This is a genomic window from Xanthomonas euroxanthea, from assembly GCF_900476395.1.
In the GTDB taxonomy this organism is placed as follows: Bacteria; Pseudomonadota; Gammaproteobacteria; order Xanthomonadales; family Xanthomonadaceae; genus Xanthomonas; species Xanthomonas euroxanthea.
Genome location: NZ_UIHB01000006.1, coordinates 254,727 through 274,099, shown reverse-complemented (window position 1 = coordinate 274,099; position 19,373 = coordinate 254,727). Strand labels below are relative to the sequence as shown.

At 66.8% G+C, this 19,373-nt stretch carries 16 protein-coding genes; 8 read left to right on the top strand and 8 right to left on the bottom strand.

The features are described 5' to 3' along the window. Positions 1 to 78: 78 nt before the first annotated feature. Positions 79 to 2,700, bottom strand: coding sequence for a TonB-dependent receptor plug domain-containing protein (locus CPBF1521_RS18575; protein WP_115677890.1), 2,622 nt, complete (start codon positions 2,698 to 2,700; stop codon positions 79 to 81). A 288-nt stretch (positions 2,701 to 2,988) separates the two neighbouring features. Between CPBF1521_RS18575 and queD the strand changes: the two genes are divergently transcribed. Both queD and CPBF1521_RS18565 read left to right on the top strand, forming a co-directional pair. After that, the gene (gene queD, locus CPBF1521_RS18570) at positions 2,989 to 3,342 is read left to right on the top strand and encodes a 6-carboxytetrahydropterin synthase QueD (protein WP_115677966.1); all 354 of its coding nucleotides are present in this window, start codon (positions 2,989 to 2,991) and stop codon (positions 3,340 to 3,342) included. Between the two features lie 192 nt (positions 3,343 to 3,534). Next, on the top strand, positions 3,535 to 3,870 hold the full coding sequence (locus CPBF1521_RS18565; RefSeq protein WP_104583276.1) for a phasin family protein: 336 nt from the start codon (positions 3,535 to 3,537) through the stop codon (positions 3,868 to 3,870). 313 nt (positions 3,871 to 4,183) lie between these two features. On the opposite strand, the gene bioD is transcribed toward CPBF1521_RS18565, so the two are convergent. Beyond that, the gene (gene bioD, locus CPBF1521_RS18560) at positions 4,184 to 4,858 is read right to left on the bottom strand and encodes a dethiobiotin synthase (RefSeq protein WP_115677889.1); all 675 of its coding nucleotides are present in this window, start codon (positions 4,856 to 4,858) and stop codon (positions 4,184 to 4,186) included. A gap of 117 nt (positions 4,859 to 4,975) precedes the next feature. Here bioD and CPBF1521_RS18555 point away from each other — a divergent pair, with 117 nt between their 5' ends. Next, the gene (locus CPBF1521_RS18555) at positions 4,976 to 5,458 is read left to right on the top strand and encodes a GAF domain-containing protein (RefSeq protein WP_055824820.1); all 483 of its coding nucleotides are present in this window, start codon (positions 4,976 to 4,978) and stop codon (positions 5,456 to 5,458) included. Beyond that, positions 5,455 to 5,847 (top strand): TfoX/Sxy family protein, encoded by a 393-nt coding sequence (locus CPBF1521_RS18550; RefSeq protein ID WP_115677888.1) that lies wholly within the window; start codon positions 5,455 to 5,457, stop codon positions 5,845 to 5,847. Before CPBF1521_RS18555 ends, CPBF1521_RS18550 begins: the two co-directional genes overlap by 4 nt. Positions 5,848 to 5,965: 118 nt before the next feature. Here CPBF1521_RS18550 and CPBF1521_RS18545 read toward each other — a convergent pair whose 3' ends face one another. The 4 genes from CPBF1521_RS18545 to dinB all read right to left on the bottom strand — a co-directional run bounded on the left by CPBF1521_RS18545 (position 5,966) and on the right by dinB (position 11,528). After that, complete coding sequence (locus CPBF1521_RS18545) at positions 5,966 to 6,874, bottom strand: alpha/beta hydrolase (protein ID WP_115677887.1); 909 nt, start codon at positions 6,872 to 6,874, stop codon at positions 5,966 to 5,968. 97 nt (positions 6,875 to 6,971) lie between these two features. Further along, positions 6,972 to 9,188 (bottom strand): TonB-dependent siderophore receptor, encoded by a 2,217-nt coding sequence (locus CPBF1521_RS18540; protein ID WP_478212769.1) that lies wholly within the window; start codon positions 9,186 to 9,188, stop codon positions 6,972 to 6,974. A gap of 397 nt (positions 9,189 to 9,585) precedes the next feature. Then, positions 9,586 to 10,266, bottom strand: a complete 681-nt coding sequence (locus tag CPBF1521_RS18535) for a phosphoglycolate phosphatase (RefSeq protein ID WP_115677965.1) — start codon at positions 10,264 to 10,266, stop codon at positions 9,586 to 9,588. A gap of 182 nt (positions 10,267 to 10,448) precedes the next feature. Further along, positions 10,449 to 11,528 carry a DNA polymerase IV gene (dinB, locus tag CPBF1521_RS18530; protein ID WP_115677885.1) on the bottom strand — a complete coding sequence of 360 codons (1,080 nt, stop codon included), beginning with the start codon at positions 11,526 to 11,528 and terminating at the stop codon, positions 10,449 to 10,451. A 341-nt stretch (positions 11,529 to 11,869) separates the two neighbouring features. On the opposite strand from dinB, the gene fabA reads away from it, so the two are divergent. Both fabA and fabB read left to right on the top strand, forming a co-directional pair. After that, positions 11,870 to 12,385: a 3-hydroxyacyl-[acyl-carrier-protein] dehydratase FabA gene (gene fabA / locus CPBF1521_RS18520; RefSeq protein WP_104649437.1), complete on the top strand. Its 516-nt coding sequence runs from the start codon at positions 11,870 to 11,872 to the stop codon at positions 12,383 to 12,385. Then, entirely contained in the window at positions 12,385 to 13,593 is a 1,209-nt protein-coding gene (fabB, locus tag CPBF1521_RS18515; RefSeq protein WP_115677883.1) for a beta-ketoacyl-ACP synthase I, read from the top strand. The genes fabA and fabB overlap by 1 nt, the downstream gene beginning before the upstream one ends. A gap of 97 nt (positions 13,594 to 13,690) precedes the next feature. On the opposite strand, the gene CPBF1521_RS18510 is transcribed toward fabB, so the two are convergent. Both CPBF1521_RS18510 and CPBF1521_RS18505 read right to left on the bottom strand, forming a co-directional pair. Beyond that, positions 13,691 to 15,715: a M3 family metallopeptidase gene (locus CPBF1521_RS18510; protein ID WP_115677882.1), complete on the bottom strand. Its 2,025-nt coding sequence runs from the start codon at positions 15,713 to 15,715 to the stop codon at positions 13,691 to 13,693. A gap of 99 nt (positions 15,716 to 15,814) precedes the next feature. Next, a complete protein-coding gene (locus tag CPBF1521_RS18505; RefSeq protein WP_115677881.1) occupies positions 15,815 to 16,918 on the bottom strand; it encodes a PLP-dependent cysteine synthase family protein in 1,104 nt (367 codons plus the stop codon). Positions 16,919 to 17,050: 132 nt separating this feature from the next. On the opposite strand from CPBF1521_RS18505, the gene CPBF1521_RS18500 reads away from it, so the two are divergent. Together CPBF1521_RS18500 and CPBF1521_RS18495 are read left to right on the top strand one after the other, a co-directional pair. Beyond that, entirely contained in the window at positions 17,051 to 17,452 is a 402-nt protein-coding gene (locus tag CPBF1521_RS18500) for a CopL family metal-binding regulatory protein (RefSeq protein ID WP_115677880.1), read from the top strand. Positions 17,453 to 17,532: 80 nt separating this feature from the next. Continuing rightward, positions 17,533 to 19,341, top strand: a complete 1,809-nt coding sequence (locus CPBF1521_RS18495; RefSeq protein WP_181901293.1) for a copper resistance system multicopper oxidase — start codon at positions 17,533 to 17,535, stop codon at positions 19,339 to 19,341. The last annotated feature ends 32 nt before the right edge of the window (positions 19,342 to 19,373 follow it).

The window sequence follows — 19,373 nt, the reverse complement described above, 5'->3', positions numbered from 1 at the left end:
GCGAACGGCGATTGGGTTAAGACAGCACGCTGGAGCACGCACCATCGCACGGGCGTGCATGGGCCGTGCGTGTGCCGGTCAGAATCGATAGTCCAGACCCACGGTGAAGTAGCGCCCACGCAGGTCGTACTGGGTGAAGTCGTAAGGGGCGCGAATGCCCGGGAACGAGGCATCGACCGGCGGCTGCTTGTCGGCCAGGTTCTCGACCTTGGCATACAGGGTGAGCTTGTCGATCCCGGTGTACCCCAGATACAGGTCGAACTGGTTGTAGTCGCCCACGCGCGACTGCACCGCACTGGCCGCGGCGCTGGCCTTCTGGTCGTAGCCACCGGTGTAGTACCAGGTCAATGCGGCGCTGACGGTACCCAGGTTCCAGTCCAGCGTGGTGGTGGCCTTGTTGCGTGGCAGCGACGGGCCGAGATTGCTGCCGGCGTAATCCTGCAACGGGCCACCGACCACGGTGGGGCGACGGTAATCGCGCACGTGGGTATAGGCGGTGTTGAGGCCAAAGTTGCCAGCTGCTTCGGTGCGCCAGCGCTGGCGCAGTTCCACATCGATCCCCGAGGTCGTCAGTTCGCTGAGGTTCTGGTAGCGGTTGTACACCGCCACCAGCGTGCCGCGCGCGTCGCGGATGACGTCGGCCGGGTCGTTGTTCTGCACGATGGTGGCGTTGTTGCCGGTGCCGACCAGATTCTCCAGCTCGATCTTGTACCAGTCCACGCTCAGGCTGGTGTCCGCCCACGGCGACAGCACCACGCCGAGGTTGTAGCTGCGCGTGCGCTCGGGCTCGAGCGCGGTGTTGCCGACGGTGAAGAAGGTCGGGTTCTGGCGCGAGCCCGGCACGTCCGGATCGAACGGGTCGACCACCGAACCGTAGGAGATGTTGGTGCTGGCCGCATTCTCCGACAGCGAAGGTGCGCGAAAGCCGCGCGAGGCGGCCGCGCGCACCAGCACGGCATCCAGCGGTTGCCAGCGCAGGCTGGCCTTGGGCGAAAACGCCTCGCCAAAATCGCTGTAATGATCGCCGCGCCCGGCAAGCTGCAGTTCCAGCGACTGCAGCAGCGGCAGGTTGACCTCGGCATACAGCGCCGACACCCTGCGCTCGCCATCCACCGCGGCAATGGCAGGGCGGATCTGCAGGCCTTGGTCGATCTGCCAGGGATTGCGCGAGACCAGCTCCTCCTGCCGCCACTCGGCGCCGGCGGCGAATCCGACGCTGCCGGCCGGCAGCTCGAACAGGTTGCCGGACACCTTGGCATCGACGCCGCGCAAGGTCGATTGCGCAGGGCGCAGCGTGCTGAGGTTGATGCCGTCGATCACCGACTGCGGCGTGGCGGACGGGTCGAGCAGGTTGTAGCTGCCGTCGGCCAGCGCCTGCGCCAGGGTGAAGCGATTGGCGAAACCGCCGGAGACGGTCTCATGCTCGGTGCTGCGCGCGGCGAACGCCGCCGCTTCCCAATCCCAGCGCTCGGTCTTGCCGCGCACGCCGCCGAGAAAGCGGTAGGACTGCGAGCGATTGGTTTTGACCGTCTGGCCCAGGTCGAAGAAGGTGTATTCGATCGGCACTGCGGTGCCGTACGGGTTGTACGGGCTGGAGGCCGGCAGCAGATTAGAGACCGGCTCGGCCAGCCCGCTGCTGGCATTCAACGCAAAGCGGCCGCCTTCCAGGGTGAAGTACGGGCTGGAGCCGAAGATCGAAACGCCCTTGACCTCGCTGTAGAGCGCCTCGCCGAAGGCTTCGACGGTGTCGCTGAGGCGGAAGGTGGCGTTGGTGTAGGCCTGATAGCGCTTGGTCGAGGGGATCAGCGTGGTGAACGGGGCCTGGTTGAAGCCGCAGGTATCGCCGGCCAGGCCGTCGATCGGTGCGCTGGCGGTGAGCACCGTTCCGGCGGGGCAGTTGCCTTGCGCATCCAGCATCGGCACCGAGCGGCCACCGACCAGGTAACGCGCGCCCTTGGCCGACCAGCCGTTCCAGCGCCCGCCGGGCAGGTCGGTGTAGATGCCCGAGCGGGTCAGCGCGCGCTGGTCCTGATCCAGCCGGTCGCGGTTGTAGGCGTCGAAACTGAAAAGGATGTTGTAGCCGTCGCTGTCCAGGTCGCCGATGCCGCCGATGAACTTGGCACGCTGGGTATCCATGCCGCCCTGATCGGAGCTGCCGCCGCTCAAGCCCAGCTCGGCACCCTGGAAATCCTGCCGGGTGATGATGTTGACCACGCCGGCCACCGCATCGGAGCCGTATACGGCGGAGGCACCGTCCTTGAGCACCTCAATGCGTTCCACCGCCACCAGCGGCAGCGCATTGAGGTTGACGAAGGTGTCGCCCAGGCCATTGGCAGGAAAGCCGTAGTTGGCCAGGCGGCGTCCGTTGAGCAGCACCAGCGTGTTCTTCTGCGACAGCCCGCGCAGGCCGATGCCCGCCGAGCCGGAGGCCCACCCGTTGTTGGTGGTTTCGTTGGTGGCGTTGCCGGTGTTGGCCGAGATCGCGCGCAGCGCGTCGGCGACGGTGACCTTGCCGGACTGCTCCAGCTGCTGACGGTCGATCACCTGCACCGGGTTCGGGCCTTCGCTATCGGTGCGCTTGATGTTGGAGCCGGTGACGCTGACGGTGGCCAGGGTCTTGCCCGCGCCGGGTGTCGCGTCATCGGCATGGGCGAGGGGAATCAGCGCGGACAGAACGGCAGCGGACAGCAGATAAGGCATCGGGCGCTTCACGCACGGCCTCCATGAATGGGGGGTGTTGCAGTGGGCCACGCGCAATCGATTAACAAAAATTACAGATCTGCATAGAGATATGACGCGCGGTGACACACGCCGGCGGTCCGAAACGGTAGGCGCGCCGGACCGCATGTGAGCGCATGGATCGGGCGTGGCGCTCAGGCGTGACGCGGCCAACGCCTGCTCTGGTTCACGCAAGGTCGATGCACCGTGGCGCTGTGTCGCCGCGACCGGAGCAGCCCGGCAGGCACCAGCGCACTTACAATGGCGCGCATGGATATCTTCAAAGTCTTTACGCTCGAAGCCGCGCATCGGCTTCCCAATGTGCCGCCCGGCCACAAGTGCGCCCGTTTGCACGGGCATTCGTTCCGGGTCGAGCTGCACGTCAGCGGCGAACCCGGTGCCGAGACCGGCTGGATCATGGATTTCGGCGACATCAAGGCCGCCTTCCAACCGATCTACGACCGCCTGGACCACCATTACCTCAACGACATCAAGGGGCTGGAAAACCCGACCAGCGAGCGGCTGGCGATCTGGATCTGGAACCAGGTCAAGCCGGCGCTGCCGCAGTTGAGCGAGATCGTGGTGCACGAAACCTGCACCTCCGGCTGCCGCTATCGCGGCTGATCACGTAGCGCAGTCTGTGACCCAAGGCCGCCTCCCGGGCGGCCTTGCCATTTCTGCGGCACGGATAATTGATTGATTCCACGCCATTTTCCAGGCGATTTCGGAAATTTTCAGCAAACGTGTTGCATCGCAGCAATATCCGCGTATGCTGCAACGCAACAAACGGTCACGGCTTTCCCCGAGGGGTTCGCAATGTCGGCGCAGTTCGAAAACAGCTTCACCAGTCAGTTCGCCTCTGTCGCAGCACGTGCCAACCAGTTGGCATTGGACACGCTGGAGCAGAACGTCAACGCAACCACCACGTTTTTCGGTGAGTTTGCGCAGGCACGCGACCTGGGTGCCTACCAGACGCTCTGGCCAAAAGGCCTGCAGCTGGCCCGCGACAACCTGGAACGCCTGGCTTCGGCCAATCAGGAAGTGGTTGGGATGGGATTGAAGATGTCCAGCGAGCTTGGACAGTTTGCAAAGCAGCAGTTCGACACCGGCAGCGAACAGGCCGGCGCAACAGGCAAGAACCGGCGCAGGTAACGGCCGCCAACATTCAGCGTCTTTGCATGGGTCCCTCCCCCCATGCAATCCGGCCCGACAGATCCCTCCCTCTGTCGGGCTTTTTTATTGCTTTCTGTGCGGGCGTCTTCGATCCAGCGCCGGCATGCGGGCCGCCGCAGTCAGCGTACCGGAGCCGGGTGCACGGGAACGACGGCGTACCGCCCATTTGCCGGAAGTGCAGGCGCGGCGAGCTGAAGCACGGCCCTGATCTCTACGGCGACGCGCGCGGGCCGCAGCCCGGGCCGATGAAGAGCCTGTCCGCAACAGCAGAACATGCAATGACCGCCTCTAACTAGGCTGGCAGCTGCAGTCCTTGCGCCTGGCGGGCGGCGTCGGCATCGGGTGCCCAGCGGATCCGGCCCCAGCACGGCATCGCCAGGCGCTGGTGCAGCATGCCGATGTTCTCCTCGATGCGCTCCATCTGCGGGTCGATCTCGTTGGCGATCCAGCCGATGCAGTCCAGCCCGTCGGCGGCGATCGCCGCAGCGGTCAGGCGCGCGTGATTGATGCAGCCCAGCCGGATGCCGACCACCAGCACCACGGGCAGCGTGAGCGCGCGCACCAGGTCGGCCTGGTCCAGGTCGGCGCTCAACGGCGCAGCCCAGCCGCCGACACCTTCCACCACCACCACCTCGGCCTGCGCGCGCAGTTGCGCGAAGGCCTGGGCGATCGGCTCCAGCGCCAGGGTCACACCGACATCGGCGGCGGCCAGTTCCGGTGCCAGCGGTGCCGGCAAGGCATAGGGATTGAGGGTGGCGTAGTCGGGTTGCGGGGCGCTGGCGGCCTGCAGCGCCAGCGCGTCCTCGTTGCGCCAGCCCTGCGGTGTGTTCTCGCAACCGCTGGCCACCGGCTTCATGCCCACCGCCGTGCGGCCCTGCGCGCGCAGTGCGTGCAGCAGCGCGGTGCTGGCCATGGTCTTGCCGATGCCGGTGTCGGTGCCGGTGACATACAACGCCGGAAGCTGCATGCGTGTGTTCCTGCGGCCGCGCCGCGGTTGCCGTGGGGGCGCGCAGCATAGCGTGCGGATCCGAACGCGCGGCTGAGTCGCAATGCCGCTGCGGACGGCCGCTGCTAAACTTCGGCCATGTTCGCCACCTCTTCGCTGACCGGCAGCAAGCCGGAACAATACGCCCAGCTCACCGCCCAGGCCCAGGCACTGGTGCACGGCGAGCCGGATCGGATCGCCAATGCCGCCAACCTGGCTGCGCTGATCTTCAATTCGCTACCGTCGCTCAACTGGGCGGGCTTCTATTTCTACGACGGCCGCGAGCTGGTGGTGGGGCCGTTCCAGGGCTTGCCGGCCTGCGTGCGCATTCCGCTGGACAAGGGCGTGTGCGGCGCGGCCGCCAGCACCCGGCAGAGTCAGCGTATTGCCGACGTGGATGCCTTCCCCGGGCATATCGCCTGCGATTCGGCCTCGCGCTCGGAGCTGGTGATCCCGCTGGTCAAGGGCGATGCGCTGATCGGCGTGCTGGATCTGGACAGCCCGGAGCTGGATCGCTTCGACGCCGACGATCAGCGCGGCCTGGAAGCCATTGCGCAGGTCTTTGTCGGCGCGCTGACGTGACCACCGAACGGCTGCGCAACATCGGCCCGAAAAGTGCAGCGTGGCTGCGCCAGGTCGGCCTGCGCACGCAGCAGGATCTGCAGGCGGTAGGCGCGGTGGGCGCATTCGTCAAGGTGCGCCGCGCCGGCTTCAAGCCCAGCCTCAACCTGCTGTATTCGCTGGAAGGCGCGTTGACCGACTGCCATTGGCAGGACGTGCCGGAAGCGCGCCGGCATGCCTTGCTGGCCGAATACGAAGCGGCGAGCGCGCTGTTGCCGGTGCGCGGCCGCGCGGTCGCCGGACCGGTGGAAACCGTGCACTACGCACGTGCCGACAACGACGACACGCACGGTGAGATGGGCGAAGCAGACGACGACACTGCGGACCAGAGCGAAACGCGCGACGATTGAGTGCCTGCGCCGAGGTGTCACCGCTGCATGCGCATGGCGCCAGCGCTGCGACCAGCAACAGCATGCTCGTCGATGTAGAGAGCGGTTTATCTTCGAGCGCTTGCTTGATCTGACTTCATCAACGCGTCGCTGCAGCTTGTAACGTTGGCGCAAGCGATGCGCCCAACGTCTGGCCATGGCTGAGGCCTGGCAGCGGTTGATAGTCGGCGGTGAGGCCGGGTAACGACGACAGCAGCACGACGAGGCGTTGGGCGGCCTGCGGATCTGCACGCGGCCGCCCCGGACGATCCGGTCTTGCAGGGTTCGCCGGTGCTCCGCCCTCGCCTGCCAGCAGCTTCAGACGGCGCCTGGCTTGCTGTGTGTCTGCCGAAGCGTCCCGGGCTTGCTCGACCACTCGCTGCGCCTGCTGCACGACAAACCCATCGCCCCACCACAGCGACGGATCGACCGCGACGTAGTGCTGGAACAGCTGCGGCTGCGTCAGCACTACCTGCAGCACGAACAGCCCGCCATACGAATGGCCCCAGAGCGTCTGCCGCTCACGATCCACCGCCACGCGCGCTTCCACCTGCGGGCGAATACGTGTTGCGATCAGCTGCGTGAATGCCGCCGCACCGCCGGTCCTGCGCTGCGGATTCAGCGGATCGGTTTCCACCCGCCCGTCGCCGTAGCGCGCAGGCGTGTAGTCCAGGCTGCGCCCCAGCGCATCGATGCGCAACGCGCTGTCGTCGGCGATGAACACCAGCACCGGCGCATCGCCGTGGGTGGACAGGCTGTCGAGCAGGCGCTCATCCAGTTCCATCAATGCCGCATTGCCATCCAGCAGATACACCACCGGATATCCCGCCGCCGGCGGCGCCGCTTTGGGGGTGGCAATGCGCACGCGGTAATGGCGTTGGCCATCGGCCGAATCCAGGCGCAATGCGCTGAAGACATACGAGGCACTGGGGCGATCGGCGACAGTGCTGCCGATCGTGCGGCTCAGGTCCGGCTGTGAGAAAGCCGGCACCGTGCCGACGATCCACATCAGCACGCCGGCACAGGCAAGCCACCAGGAATCATGTCGCGTCACTGCATGTTCTCCTCGTCGTGTGCCCACGTTCGCGCGCGCTGCCGCATTGTTGTCAGAAACCAAAACTGAGGCTCGCCCAATACGCACGACCGGGTTCGTTGTAGGTGGCTGCACCCGCCGCGCCGCCGGTGTTGTTGGTGCCTTCGCGGAACAGACGGGTGTCGAACAGGTTGTCCACACCGACGCCCACGCTGACCTTGCGGGTGATGCGGTAACGCGCGCTGACGCCCCACAGGTCGTAGGGGTCGCGCGAGTCGGGGGCGATGGCACCGCCGCTGGTGCTCGATTGCGTGGCCGATTCCTGCTTGCCGTAGAAGGTCCCTGTGAGCAGCAGCGACAAGGCCTGGGTCGGTTGCCAATCCAGCGTGGTGTTGACCGTGTATTCCGGGATCACCGACAGCGGCTGATCGGTGGCGGTGTTCTTGTTCTCGATCATGTAGGTGACATTGGTATTCCACTTCAACACGCGGCCCTGCTCGCCCAGCAGCGGCAGGGTGAGATTGCCTTCCACCCCCTGCACGATCGCTTCCGACGCATTGGTCCACTGGAACACCTGCCCGCGCCGGTCGACCGTGACCCCGACCGGCACCATCCCGGCGACGATCTTGTCGTCGTAGGCATTGTGGAAGTACGTCAGCGAGGCATGGTGACCGGTCTGCGGCGCCCACTCGACGCCGATTTCCTTGTTGATGCTGGTCTCCGGATCGAGATCATCGTTGCCCTGGATATAACAGCCCGAGCCGAGATTGGGGAACAGCACCGGGCAGCCATTGCCGCGCGTGTAATACAGATAATTGGCGTTGGACTGGTACAGGTTGGGCGCCTTGAAGGCGCGCGCGATGCCGCCCTTGAGCAACCAGTCTTCGCTGAGCTTGTACTGCACGTTGAGGCTGGGGCTGAGGTTGTTGCCGAACTGGCTGTGGTGATCCAGCCGCACACCCGGCGTCAGCGTCAGCCGCTCGCTGGCGTAGATGTTGTCTTCCAGATACACCGCGCTGAGCGTGGCCTCGCTGCGCGGGCTGCGCGTCCCGTCGGGAAGGCCGGGGAAACCACCACCGGCACTCACCATCTGCGACATCGAATACGCATCGCTGAGGCGGCTCTGGCGGCGCTCGAAGCCCAGCGTCAGCACCTGCTCGGCCCAGGCCTGCAGCGGCATGTTGAACTCGCCGTCGATGTTGAGATTGTCGAGGGTGGCGGTGGAGTTGAGCAGGCTGGCGGCAATGGAGCCTTCCGGCCCGCCGGCCAGGCCTTCGTTGAGGCGGGTGTTGTCGGTGCCTTCATAGGCGGCGGTGAGGCGCGAGGTGCCGAGCGCCCAGGTGCCGCGATGGGTCAGCGAGGCGGTGCGGCGGATCATGGTGTTGGTTTCGCTGCCGAACAAGGCGCCCAGGTCGGCACCGGCCAGGCCATCGGCGCTGACCGCACGATCGCCGGCATACAGATTGCCCTGGCGGCTGACGCCGGCATCGAGTTCGATCACCTGGCCTTCGACCGGATCCCAGCGCAGCAGGCCGTTGATGTCCTTGTTGCGCACGCCCTCGCGCCCGGCCGGCGGCACCGCGGCGGCACTGCTGGCAAAGCGGCGATTGAGCTCCAGCGAATCCGGATCGGTCTTGTTGAGGTTTCCATACAGGCGGAAGGAGAACGTATCGCTCAGCGGTCCGCTGAGCTGGAAGCCGGCACGCTGGCCGCCGCCTTCGGCACTGTGCTGCGGCACCAGGCCGAACATGCTCATCGAGCCGGTCAGATCGCCGGTGGGCTTCTTGGTGATGATGTTGACCACGCCGCCGGAGGCACCGGAGCCATAACGTGCCGCCGCCGGGCCGCGCAGCACTTCGATACGCTCCACCGCTTCGGCCGGTACCCAGTTGGTGTCGCCGCGCGTATTGCGCTCGCCGCTGCGGCCCATGCGCACCGCATCGCGCGATCCCACCGGTTTGCCATCGACCAGAATCAGCGTGTTTTCCGGGCCCATGCCGCGTAGATCGATCTGGCGATTGTTGCCGTACTGGCCGGAGGCACTGTTGCCGGTGAGGTTGACGCCCGGCATGGTGCGCAGCAACTGCGACAGATCGTTGACCGGCGGACGCCGTTCGATGTCCTCGGCGGTGATGACCGATGACCCCAGGGCCTGGCGGGCGATCTGCGCGGCGGTGACGTGCACGGTGTCCAGCGACTGCGGCTCGGCCGCGGCGTCTTCGGCCGATGCGCTGCAGATGCCGCTGCCACAGCCAAGCGCAATGGCCAGCACCAGCTGACGGCGGGACAACACGGGACGACGTGCAGACGCAGACATCCATGACCGGCGTGATGCGGACATTCTCAAACCTCTCGACAGGCGATGGACCTCTGGCGACGGCTTGAGGTGATACGTGGGGGAGGCTGCGTGCAGCAGGCGCATGATGTGCTTGCCAGGCGCTGACGCAGTCAAAATTGTCCGGACATTCTACACGGATGCGATTCATTCTCAAATGGAACGAACGCGCTAGCGGAGCGGCATGCGGCACTGGCGGAACCAGAGCAGCGCTTTGTCGCAAGGCGTTGCGCACCATTGCAGACAGGTGCGCATGCCGGCTGGCTTACGCTGCCGGTCTCAGGCCTGCGACGTTGATCCAGGGCGGCAAGCCGAGCGTGGCATTGCTGCTGCAAGCCATGCTGGACGCTGTCTACACCCGGTGCCGATCCCCTTGCGCGTTCTGCTTCAAGGCAAGCAGCTCGCGCATGTCATCCATGATCGCCACCGCCCCGGCGCCCTGCACATCGAAGCCGCGCAGATAGCCGTAACGCACCATCGCCAGCGGCATCGCCGCGGCGTTTGCCGCCGCCGCATCGGTGGCCGAATCGCCGACCATCAGGCACTGCTGCGGGGTGAGCCGGAACTGGCTGGCCAGGTGCAGCAGCGGCGCCGCATCGGGTTTGCGCTGCGGCAGCGAATCGCCACCGAGCACGCTGCTGAAATGCGCAGCGATACCAAGATGCTCCAGCAGCGGCGCGATGAAGCGCGCGGGCTTGTTGGTGCACAACGCCAGCGTGGCACCGGCCTGGCGCAGGCCGGCCAATGCCTCGGCAACACCGGGATAGAGCTGCGGGTTGTGCAGCAGGCTGGCCTGGTAGTGACGCATCATCACCGGCATCTCGGTATCGGCATCGTGCGTGCCGCCGGCTTCGCGCAAGGCGGTGGCAAGCAGCACGTGCACTCCTTCGCCGATCCAGCTGCGGATCGTCGCTTCGCTGAACTGCTGCAGCCCGAGTTCCTGCAAGGTGGCATTGAGCGCTTCGGCGATATTGGGTGCGCTGTCCACCAGCGTGCCATCCAGGTCGAAGATCACCAGCGGATACGGAAACATGCGCACAGTCTCGTTGGGGGAGCGGCCTGCAGTGTACGAGCGACGGGATTCAGGGCGCGTCACCGTGGCGCGCCTCAGATGTTCGATGCAGGCGCCGATGCAGGTGCGCATGCGCGCGTGGTTGCCGTCATCGCTGCACGCTGCACGCCACGCCCGCAGCAACGCGGGTACGGCACGCGCACTCACTGTGCCTGCGGCATCTCGCCGAACAACTCGCCTTGTACCGCGCCCGCTTCTGCGTCGCTGAAACCACTCAAGCCCACACCGACCAGGCGATAGCGTGTGTCGTCGGGCAACTCCACGCGCCGGGTCAGCGCCAGCGCGATCTCCGTCAATGCCTCCAGCGAGGCCGGTGGCTGATCCGGCGTGTACGAGCGGGTCAGGATGCGAAAGTTGGAAGTCTTCAACTTGAGCACCACGGTGCGCCCGATACGCTCGGTGCGCCGCGTGGCCAGCCAGGTCTTTTCGGCCAGGCGCAGGATGTGCGGATCCAGTGCCTCCAGCGCGATGTCCTCGCTGAAGGTATCTTCCGAGGACACCGACTGCACCTCCTGGTCCGGCTCGACCGGGCGTTCGTCGATGCCGCGCGCGCGCCGGTACAGGCTCTGCCCGAAGCTGCCGAAATGGGCCTGCAGTTCTTCCAGGGGGCGCAGCCGCAGATCGGCCACGGTGACGATGCCCAACGCCGCCAGCTTGCCATCCATCACCTTGCCCACGCCGGGAATGCGGTTGACCGGCAGCGGCAGCAGGAACGCATCCACGCGACTGGGCGCGATGACGAACTGCCCATCGGGCTTGCGCCAGTCCGAGGCGATCTTGGCCAGGAACTTGTTCGGTGCGATGCCGGCCGATGCGGTAAGCCGGGTTTCCTCGCGGATCTGGGTGCGGATCAGCTGCGCGATTTCGGTGGCCAGCTGCATGCCGGTCTTGGCCTGCGTGACGTCCAGATAGGCCTCGTCCAGGGACAGCGGCTCGACCAGGTCGGTATGGCGATGAAAGATCTCGCGCACCTGCCGCGACACCGCCTTGTAGCGCGCGAAATCCGGCGGCACGAACACCGCATCTGGACACAGGCGCTCGGCACGCAGCGCCGGCATGGCCGAACGAATGCCATAGGTGCGCGCTTCGTACGAGGCCGCGCACACCACCGAGCGCGCACCGCGCCAGGCCACCACCACCGGCTTGCCGCGCAGCGATGGGTCGTCACGTTGCTCCACGGACGCGTAGAACGCATCCATGTCCACGTGCACGATCTTGCGCATCAAGCTGGCATCTCTCCGAAAGCGTACCGGCAATGATAAATCAGCCGCGTCTCACGCCTTGCGCCGGGTCAGGGCGTCAGCCCGGGCGCGAACGGACGCAAGCGTCGGCAGGACGCGCAGCTGCGTCTTTTTCCCAGCGTCCCGCCCCGAGTACGCACGCCTGACCGCGCTTGGCCGGAGGCCGTCGCCTGCGCTCGCTAGTGTCGGCACAACGCGCTTGCCGCACTGCGCGCGCGGCTGAAAACAGCACGCATGCGTACGGATAAAACGTTTGATTGAACCGCGCGCCCTCATGCACCCTTGCCCGCCTCGCCTTTCGCTTCTTGCAGGAAACGTTCGTCATGACTCGTCAAAGTGCGTACTCGCGCGACCAGCTGCTGGCCAGCGCGCGCGGGGAATTGTTCGGGCCCGACAGTGCCCGCCTGCCCAACGATCCGATGCTGATGTTCGACCGCATCACCGAGATCAGCGACAGCGGCGGCGCGCACGGCAAGGGCGTGATCCGCGCCGAACTCGACGTGCGCCCGGACCTGTGGTTCTTCGGCTGCCATTTCATCGACGACCCGGTGATGCCCGGCTGCCTGGGCCTGGACGCGATGTGGCAGCTGACCGGCTTCTTCCTCACCTGGATCGGCGCCGCAGGCCGCGGCCGCGCGCTGGGCTGCGGCGAGGTCAAGTTCACCGGCCAGGTGTTGCCCAGCGCCAAACTGGTCAGTTACGAAATCGATGTCAGCCGCGTGATCAACCGCAAGCTGGTGATGGCGCAGAGCGATGCACGCATGCTGGTGGACGGGCGCGAAATCTACACGGCCAACGACCTGCGCGTGGGCATGTTCACCTCAACGGAGAATTTCTGATGCGTCGTGTCGTCGTCACCGGAATGGGCATCACGTCCTGTCTGGGCAATGATCTGGACACCGTCTCCAGCGCCTTGCGCGAGAGCCGCTCGGGCATCACCGCATTGCCCGATCATGCCGAGGCCGGCCTGCGCAGCCAGGTGGGCGGCGCGGTGGCGCTGGATCTGGACAGCCTGATCGACCGCAAGCTCAAACGCTTCATGGGCGATGCCTCGGCCTACGCCTATCTGGCCATGCGCGATGCGATCGCCGATGCCGGACTGGATGCCGAGCAGGTCAGCGACCTGCGCACCGGCCTGATTGCCGGCTCCGGTGGCGGGTCCAGCCAGTGGCAGGTGGAAACCGCCGATCTGCTGCGCAGCCGCGGCGTGCGCAAGGTCGGCCCGTACATGGTGCCGCGCACGATGTGCTCGTCGGTCTCCGCCTCGTTGGCAACCGCGTTCAAGATCCGCGGCCTGAGCTATTCGCTGTCGGCGGCCTGCGCGACCTCGGCGCATTGCATTGGTGCGGCCGCCGATCTGATCCGGCATGGCGCGCAGGATGTGATGTTCGCCGGCGGCGGCGAAGAACTGCACTGGACCATGAGCGTGATGTTCGATGCGATGGGCGCGTTGTCCACCGGCTTCAACGACCGCCCGGCGGTGGCCTCGCGCCCCTACGATGCGCAGCGCGACGGCTTCGTCATCGGCAGCGGCGGTGGCATGCTGGTGCTGGAGGACTACGACCACGCCATCGCGCGCGGCGCGCACATCCATGCCGAATTGCTCGGTTATGGCGTGACCTCCGATGGCGCCGACATGGTCGCGCCCAGCGGCGAAGGTGCGGTGCGCTGCATGCACATGGCCATGCACGGCCTGACGCAGCCGATCGACTACCTCAACACCCATGGCACCTCCACGCCACTGGGCGATGTCACCGAACTGGGCGCGGTGCGCGAGGTGTTCGGCGACAACGTGCCGCCGCTGTCCTCGACCAAGGCGCTGTCCGGCCATTCGCTGGGCGCCGCCAGCGTGCACGAGGCGATCTACAGCCTGCTGATGCTGCGTGACGGCTTCATGGCCGGCTCGGCGCATATCGACGAACTTGACCCGCGCGCCGAAGGCTTCCCGATCCTGCGGCAGACCCGGGACGCCACGTTGAATACGGTGATGTCCAACAGCTTCGGCTTCGGCGGCACCAACGCGGCGCTGGTGTTCGGCCGGGTGTGAGGCGCGGCGCAGGGCGCCACGCGGAACCGGGAATTAAGGGGCAGTGTGCCGAGAGCGCGCGCTTGGCACTCCCCGCTCCCGATCCCCCAATCCCGGCTCAGCCGGCCATGCCGTTATGCCGCAACAGCGCATCGATGCTCGGCGCGCGCCCACGGAAGGCGCGGAAGTTGTCGGCCGCGCTGCGGCTGCCGCCACGCGACAACACTTCATGGCGAAAACGCGCGCCGGTGTCGGCCACCTGCTCGGGCGCTTCCTCGAAGGCGGCGTAGGCATCGGCGCTGAGCACTTCGGCCCACTTGTAGCTGTAGTAACCGGCCGCGTATCCGCCAGCGAAGATGTGGCTGAACTGGTGCGGGAAGCGATTCCATGCCGGCGGGCGGTTGACCGCCACCTCGTCGCGCACGCGCTCGATCAGCTGCAGCACGTTGTCCTGGGTCGGGTCGAAGCTGCTGTGCAGCTGCATGTCGAACAACGCGAATTCCAACTGGCGCACGGTGAACATGCCGCTCTGGAAATTACGCGCGGCCAGCAGCCGATCGAACAGGTTGCGCGGCAGCGGCTCGCCGGTCTGCACGTGCGCGGTCATCGCCTGCACGCGCTCCCATTCCCAGCAGAAGTTCTCCATGAACTGGCTGGGCAGTTCCACCGCATCCCATTCCACGCCGTTGATGCCGGCCACGCCCAGTTCGCCGATGCGCGTGAGCAACTGATGCAGGCCGTGGCCCATTTCATGGAACAGCGTGGTGACTTCGCCATGCCGGAACGTGGCCGGGGCATCGCCACTGCCGCGGCCGAAGTTGCACACCAGATACACCAGCGGCGTCTGCACGCCATTGGCGGTGTCGCGGCGGTTGCGGCAATCGTCCATCCACGCGCCGCCCCGCTTGCCTTCGCGCGCGTACAGGTCCAGATAGAACTGGCCGACCAGCGCGCCCTGCGCATCTTCCAGGCGATAGAAGCGCACGTCCTCATGCCAGACCGGCGCACGATCGAGCTTGACGGTCAGGCCATACAGGCTGTGGATCACATCGAACAGGCCGGCCAGCACTTTCGGCTCGGTGAAGTACTGCTTCACCTCCTGCTCGGAGAAGCTGTAGCGCGCCTGCTTGAGTTTTTCGCTGGCGTAGGCCAGATCCCAGGCCTGCAGTTCGTCCAGGCCCAGCGCATCGCGTGCAAAGGTTTCGAGTTCGGCGCGATCGCGTTGCGCATACGGCTTGGCGCGCACCGCCAGATCGCGCAGGAAGCCCATCACTTCGTCCGGGCTTTGCGCCATCTTGGTGGCGACCGAATACTCCGCGTAACTGGCAAACCCGAGCAGCTGCGCCAGCTCGGCGCGCAGGGCCAGAATACGATCGATATTGGCGCTGTTGTCCAGCGCTGCATCGCCGAACTCGGAGGCGCGCTCGGCGTTGGCGCGATACAGCCGCGCGCGCAGTTCGCGATTGTCCGCATCAGTCTGCACCGGCAGGTAGCACGGCATCTGCAAGGTGAGCTTCCAGCCCGGCACGCCGTCCTTTTCGGCAGCGGCGCGTGCCGCGGCGACCACTTCGGCGGGCAGGCCGGACAGCTCGCTTTCGTCTTCGCTCACGTACGACCATGCATCGGTGGCATCGAGCACGTTCTGCGAAAACTTGGCGGCCAGCGCGGACAGTTCTTCCTGGACCTGCGCAAACCGGGCCTTGGACGCGTCATCCAGCTCGGCACCGCCGAGGCGGAAATCGCGCAGCGCGTTTTCCAGCACCTTGCGCCGCGCGGCGTCGTAGTGCGCCGCTTCCGGCGCGTCGGCCAGCGCCTTGTACTGCGCGTACAGCGCCAGGTTCTGCGCCAGCGCACTGCCGAAGCGGCTGAGCTTGGGCAGGTTGCTGTTGTAGGCCTCGCGCAGCTCCGGCGTGTTGACCACCGCCTGCAGATGGCCGACCTGGCCCCAGGCGCGCCACAGCCGCTCGGTGGCATCGTCCAGCGGCACCACGAAGCTGTCCCAGCTGACCGGGCTGACCTGCTCGGCCGCTTTCACTGCGGCCTCGGCGTCGGCCAGCAGTTGATCGATCGCCGGGCCCACGTGCTCGGGGCGGATCGCATCGAAGGACGGCAGTCCGGACAGGTCGAGCAGCGGGTTGGTCATGGGGCGCTCCGGCAGTGGACTGGATCAGGAATCAGGATGAGGCGCTGGCAGAGGTTGCGATACGCAACGGTTTTGCCGGCGGCGTGCAGGATATGGCGGTCATTCCAGCGCTGCACAAGGCAGCGCCGGCAAGTCGCCGCCATTGACGGCGATGGCAATGGCCGCATCGCTGTCGGTGACGTCGATGTCGCGCGCCGCGTACCAGGCCGGGTCGTAGTAGCTGTGCGCGTAGCGCTCGCCGGCATCGCACAGGATGGTAACGATGGAGCCGCTGCGGCCGGCCTGGCGCATGCGCTGGGCGGCCTGCAGCACGCCGACGAAGTTGGTGCCGGTGGAACCACCGACGCGGCGGCCGAGCGTGGCGCTGACATGGCGCATCGCCGCCAGGCTCAGGGCGTCGGGCACCTTGATCATCATGTCCACGCAGCTGGCGATGAAGCTGGACTCCACCCGCGGGCGGCCGATGCCTTCGATGCGCGAGCCGCCGGTGATGGCCAGCTCCTTGGGGCACTGCCCGTCCACCGCGCGGCAATAACCGTCGAAGAACACCGACACTTCCGGGTCGGCGCACAGGATGCGGGTGGCATGGCGCCGATAGCGCACATAGCGGCCCAGCGTGGCGCTGGTGCCGCCGGTGCCGGGGCTGCAGACGATCCAGTCGGGAATCGGATGCGGCTCCTCGGCCAGCTGCTTGAAGATCGATTCGGCGATGTTGTTGTTGGCACGCCAGTCGGTGGCGCGCTCGGCGTAGGTGAACTGGTCCATGAAATGGCCACCGGTCTCGCGTGCGAGCTGGTGCGAGGCACTGTCCAGATCGCAGGCACGCTCGACCAGGTGGCAGCGGCCGCCCTGGAACTGAATCGCAGCGATCTTTTCCGGCGAGGTCGACGCCGGCATCACCGCGATGAAGGGCACACCTAGCAGCCGCGCGAAATAGGCCTCGGAAATGGCGGTCGAGCCACTGGACGCCTCGATCACCGGCCGCCCCGCACGCAGCCAGCCGTTGGTCAGCGCATACAAAAACAGCGAGCGCGCCAGCCGGTGCTTGAGGCTGCCGGTCGGGTGGCTGGACTCGTCCTTGAAATACAGGTCGATGCCCGGAAAGCCCGGCAGGTCCATCGGAATCAGATGGGTGTCGGCCGAACGGTTGAAATCGGCCTCGATCTTCTGGATGGCGGCGGCCACCCACTGGCGCTGCGACATGGCAGGACTGTGCGGCGAAGGAAGCGCCAATTCTACCGCTGCCTGGCGCGCGGCCACGGCGGGCGGGTCATCGGGCGGACAGCTGGGCGCCGGTGCTATGCTGGCCGCACCTGTCCGCCGCCCTGACTGCCCGTGCTGCGTTGCCTGCTCCGCCTGCTGCTGTGCCTGTGCCTGGTTGCCAATACGGCCACCGGCGCCTGGGCGTCGGTGGGCATGGCGCTGCCGGCCATGGCCTCGGCCGGGACGGCGTCGGCCGCAGCGATGGCGCACGCGGCGATGCCGGCCGCGTTGCCGTGCCATGAGGACACGCAGCCACCCGCTGCGGCGCATACCCCGGACCAGGCCAGGCACGCGCACGCGGCCGATTGCTGCAAGCTGGGCAGCTGCGACTGCCTGCAGCACTGCAGCCTCGCCCTGCTGACCCTGCCTGCGGTGCCCGCCGGCCTGCCTGGCCGCCATACGCTGCCTGCCACCCTGGCCGAAGGGCGCGGCAGCCCGGTGCCCGAGCAACCGGTTCGACCTCCCATCGCCTGAGCGCTGACGGCCTTGGCCGTCCTCGGTCCCGCGCGCGTGTTGCGTGGGTTTCCCAGCGATGCATGCGCCCGCCTTCAGTGGTGGGCCGCAGTGGAGATGTCATGTCGTTCGATCCAACTTCTTTCGATCCACCCTCCAATGGGGGCCTGAGCCGACGCCGCTTCGTGCAAGGCCTTGCCCTGGGCGGCGTTGCCGCCACTGGCGGCCTGTGGCGCGGCGCTGCACGTGCCACCCCCCCGGCGACGCCCGAGTTGCGTGGCAGCAGCCAATCGCTGCAGATCGGCCGCATGCCGGTCAACCTCACCGGGCGCACGCGCAGCGCCGTCACCGTCAACCAGAGCCTGCCGGCGCCCACGCTGCGCTGGCGCGAGGGCGACACGGTCAGCGTGCGCGTGCGCAATGCGCTGGCCGACCAACCCACCTCGGTGCACTGGCATGGCCTGTTGCTGCCGGCCAACATGGATGGCGTGCCGGGGATGAGTTTCGACGGCATCGCGCCGGGCCAGGAGTATCACTACCGCTTCGCGCTGCGCCAGTCCGGCACTTACTGGTATCACAGCCATTCGATGTTCCAGGAGCAGGCTGGCTTGTATGGCGCCATCGTCATCGACCCGCTGGCGCCGCCGCCGTATCGGCACGATCGCGAGCATGTGGTGCTGCTCTCGGACTGGACCGACCTGGACCCGGCCGCGCTGTTCCGGCGGCTCAAGCAGATGCCCAGCCACGACAACTACGCGCAGCGCACGGTGGGCGATTTCCTGCGCGATGCGCGCGACGACGGCTTGCGCGCAACGCTGGCCGATCGCGGCATGTGGGGACGCATGCGCATGACCCCGACCGACCTGTCCGACGTCAACGCCAACACCTATACCTACCTGCTCAATGGCGTCGCCCCGGCCGGCAACTGGACCGGGGTGTTCAGACCCGGCGAGAAGGTGCTGCTGCGTTTCATCAACGGCTCGTCGATGACCTACTTCGACATCCGCATTCCCGGCCTGCGCATGACCGTGGTGGCCGCCGACGGCCAGTACGTGCATCCGGTCAGCGTGGACGAGCTGCGCATCGCCGCGGCCGAAACCTTCGACGTACTGGTCGAACCCATCGGCCAGGATGCGTTTACGTTGTTCGCGCAGGACATGGGCCGCACCGGCTTCGCCTGCGGCACGCTGGCGGTGCGGCAGGGGTTGCAGGCGCCGATACCGGCGCTGGACCCGCGCGCGATCTTGACCGTGCAGGACATGGGGCACGGCGATGGCATGCACCATGCGGTACCGCCGATGCACGGCGCCGCCGGGATGCAGGCCGCGCATGCGGGGCATTCCTTGCACACGCATGACGCTTCCCCGGCGGATGCGCACGACAAGACGCCACGCCACCCTGCCAGCGAAGATGGCAATCCCTTGATCGACATGCGCAGCAATGCCACCGCGCCGCGCCTGGACGACCCCGGCGTTGGCCTGCGCGACAACGGCCGCCGGGTGCTGTGCTACGCCGACCTGCACAGCCTGTTCGAGGATCCGGACGGACGCGAGCCCGGGCGCGAGATCGAACTGCATCTGACCGGGCATATGGAGAAATTCGCCTGGTCGTTCGACGGCATCGCCTTCGCCTCGGCAGAGCCCTTGCGGCTGCAGTACGGCGAGCGGCTGCGCATCGTGCTGGTCAACGACACCATGATGCAGCACCCCATCCACCTGCACGGCATGTGGAGCGATCTGGAAGACGCCGACGGAAATTTCCAGGTGCGCAAGCACACCATCGACATGCCGCCCGGCACGCGCCGCAGCTATCGCGTCCGCGCCGATGCGCTGGGCCGCTGGGCCTACCATTGCCATCTGCTGTACCACATGGAAGCGGGCATGATGCGCGAAGTGCGGGTGGAGGCATGAGCGCATTGCATACGCAACACGTGGCGCTGCTC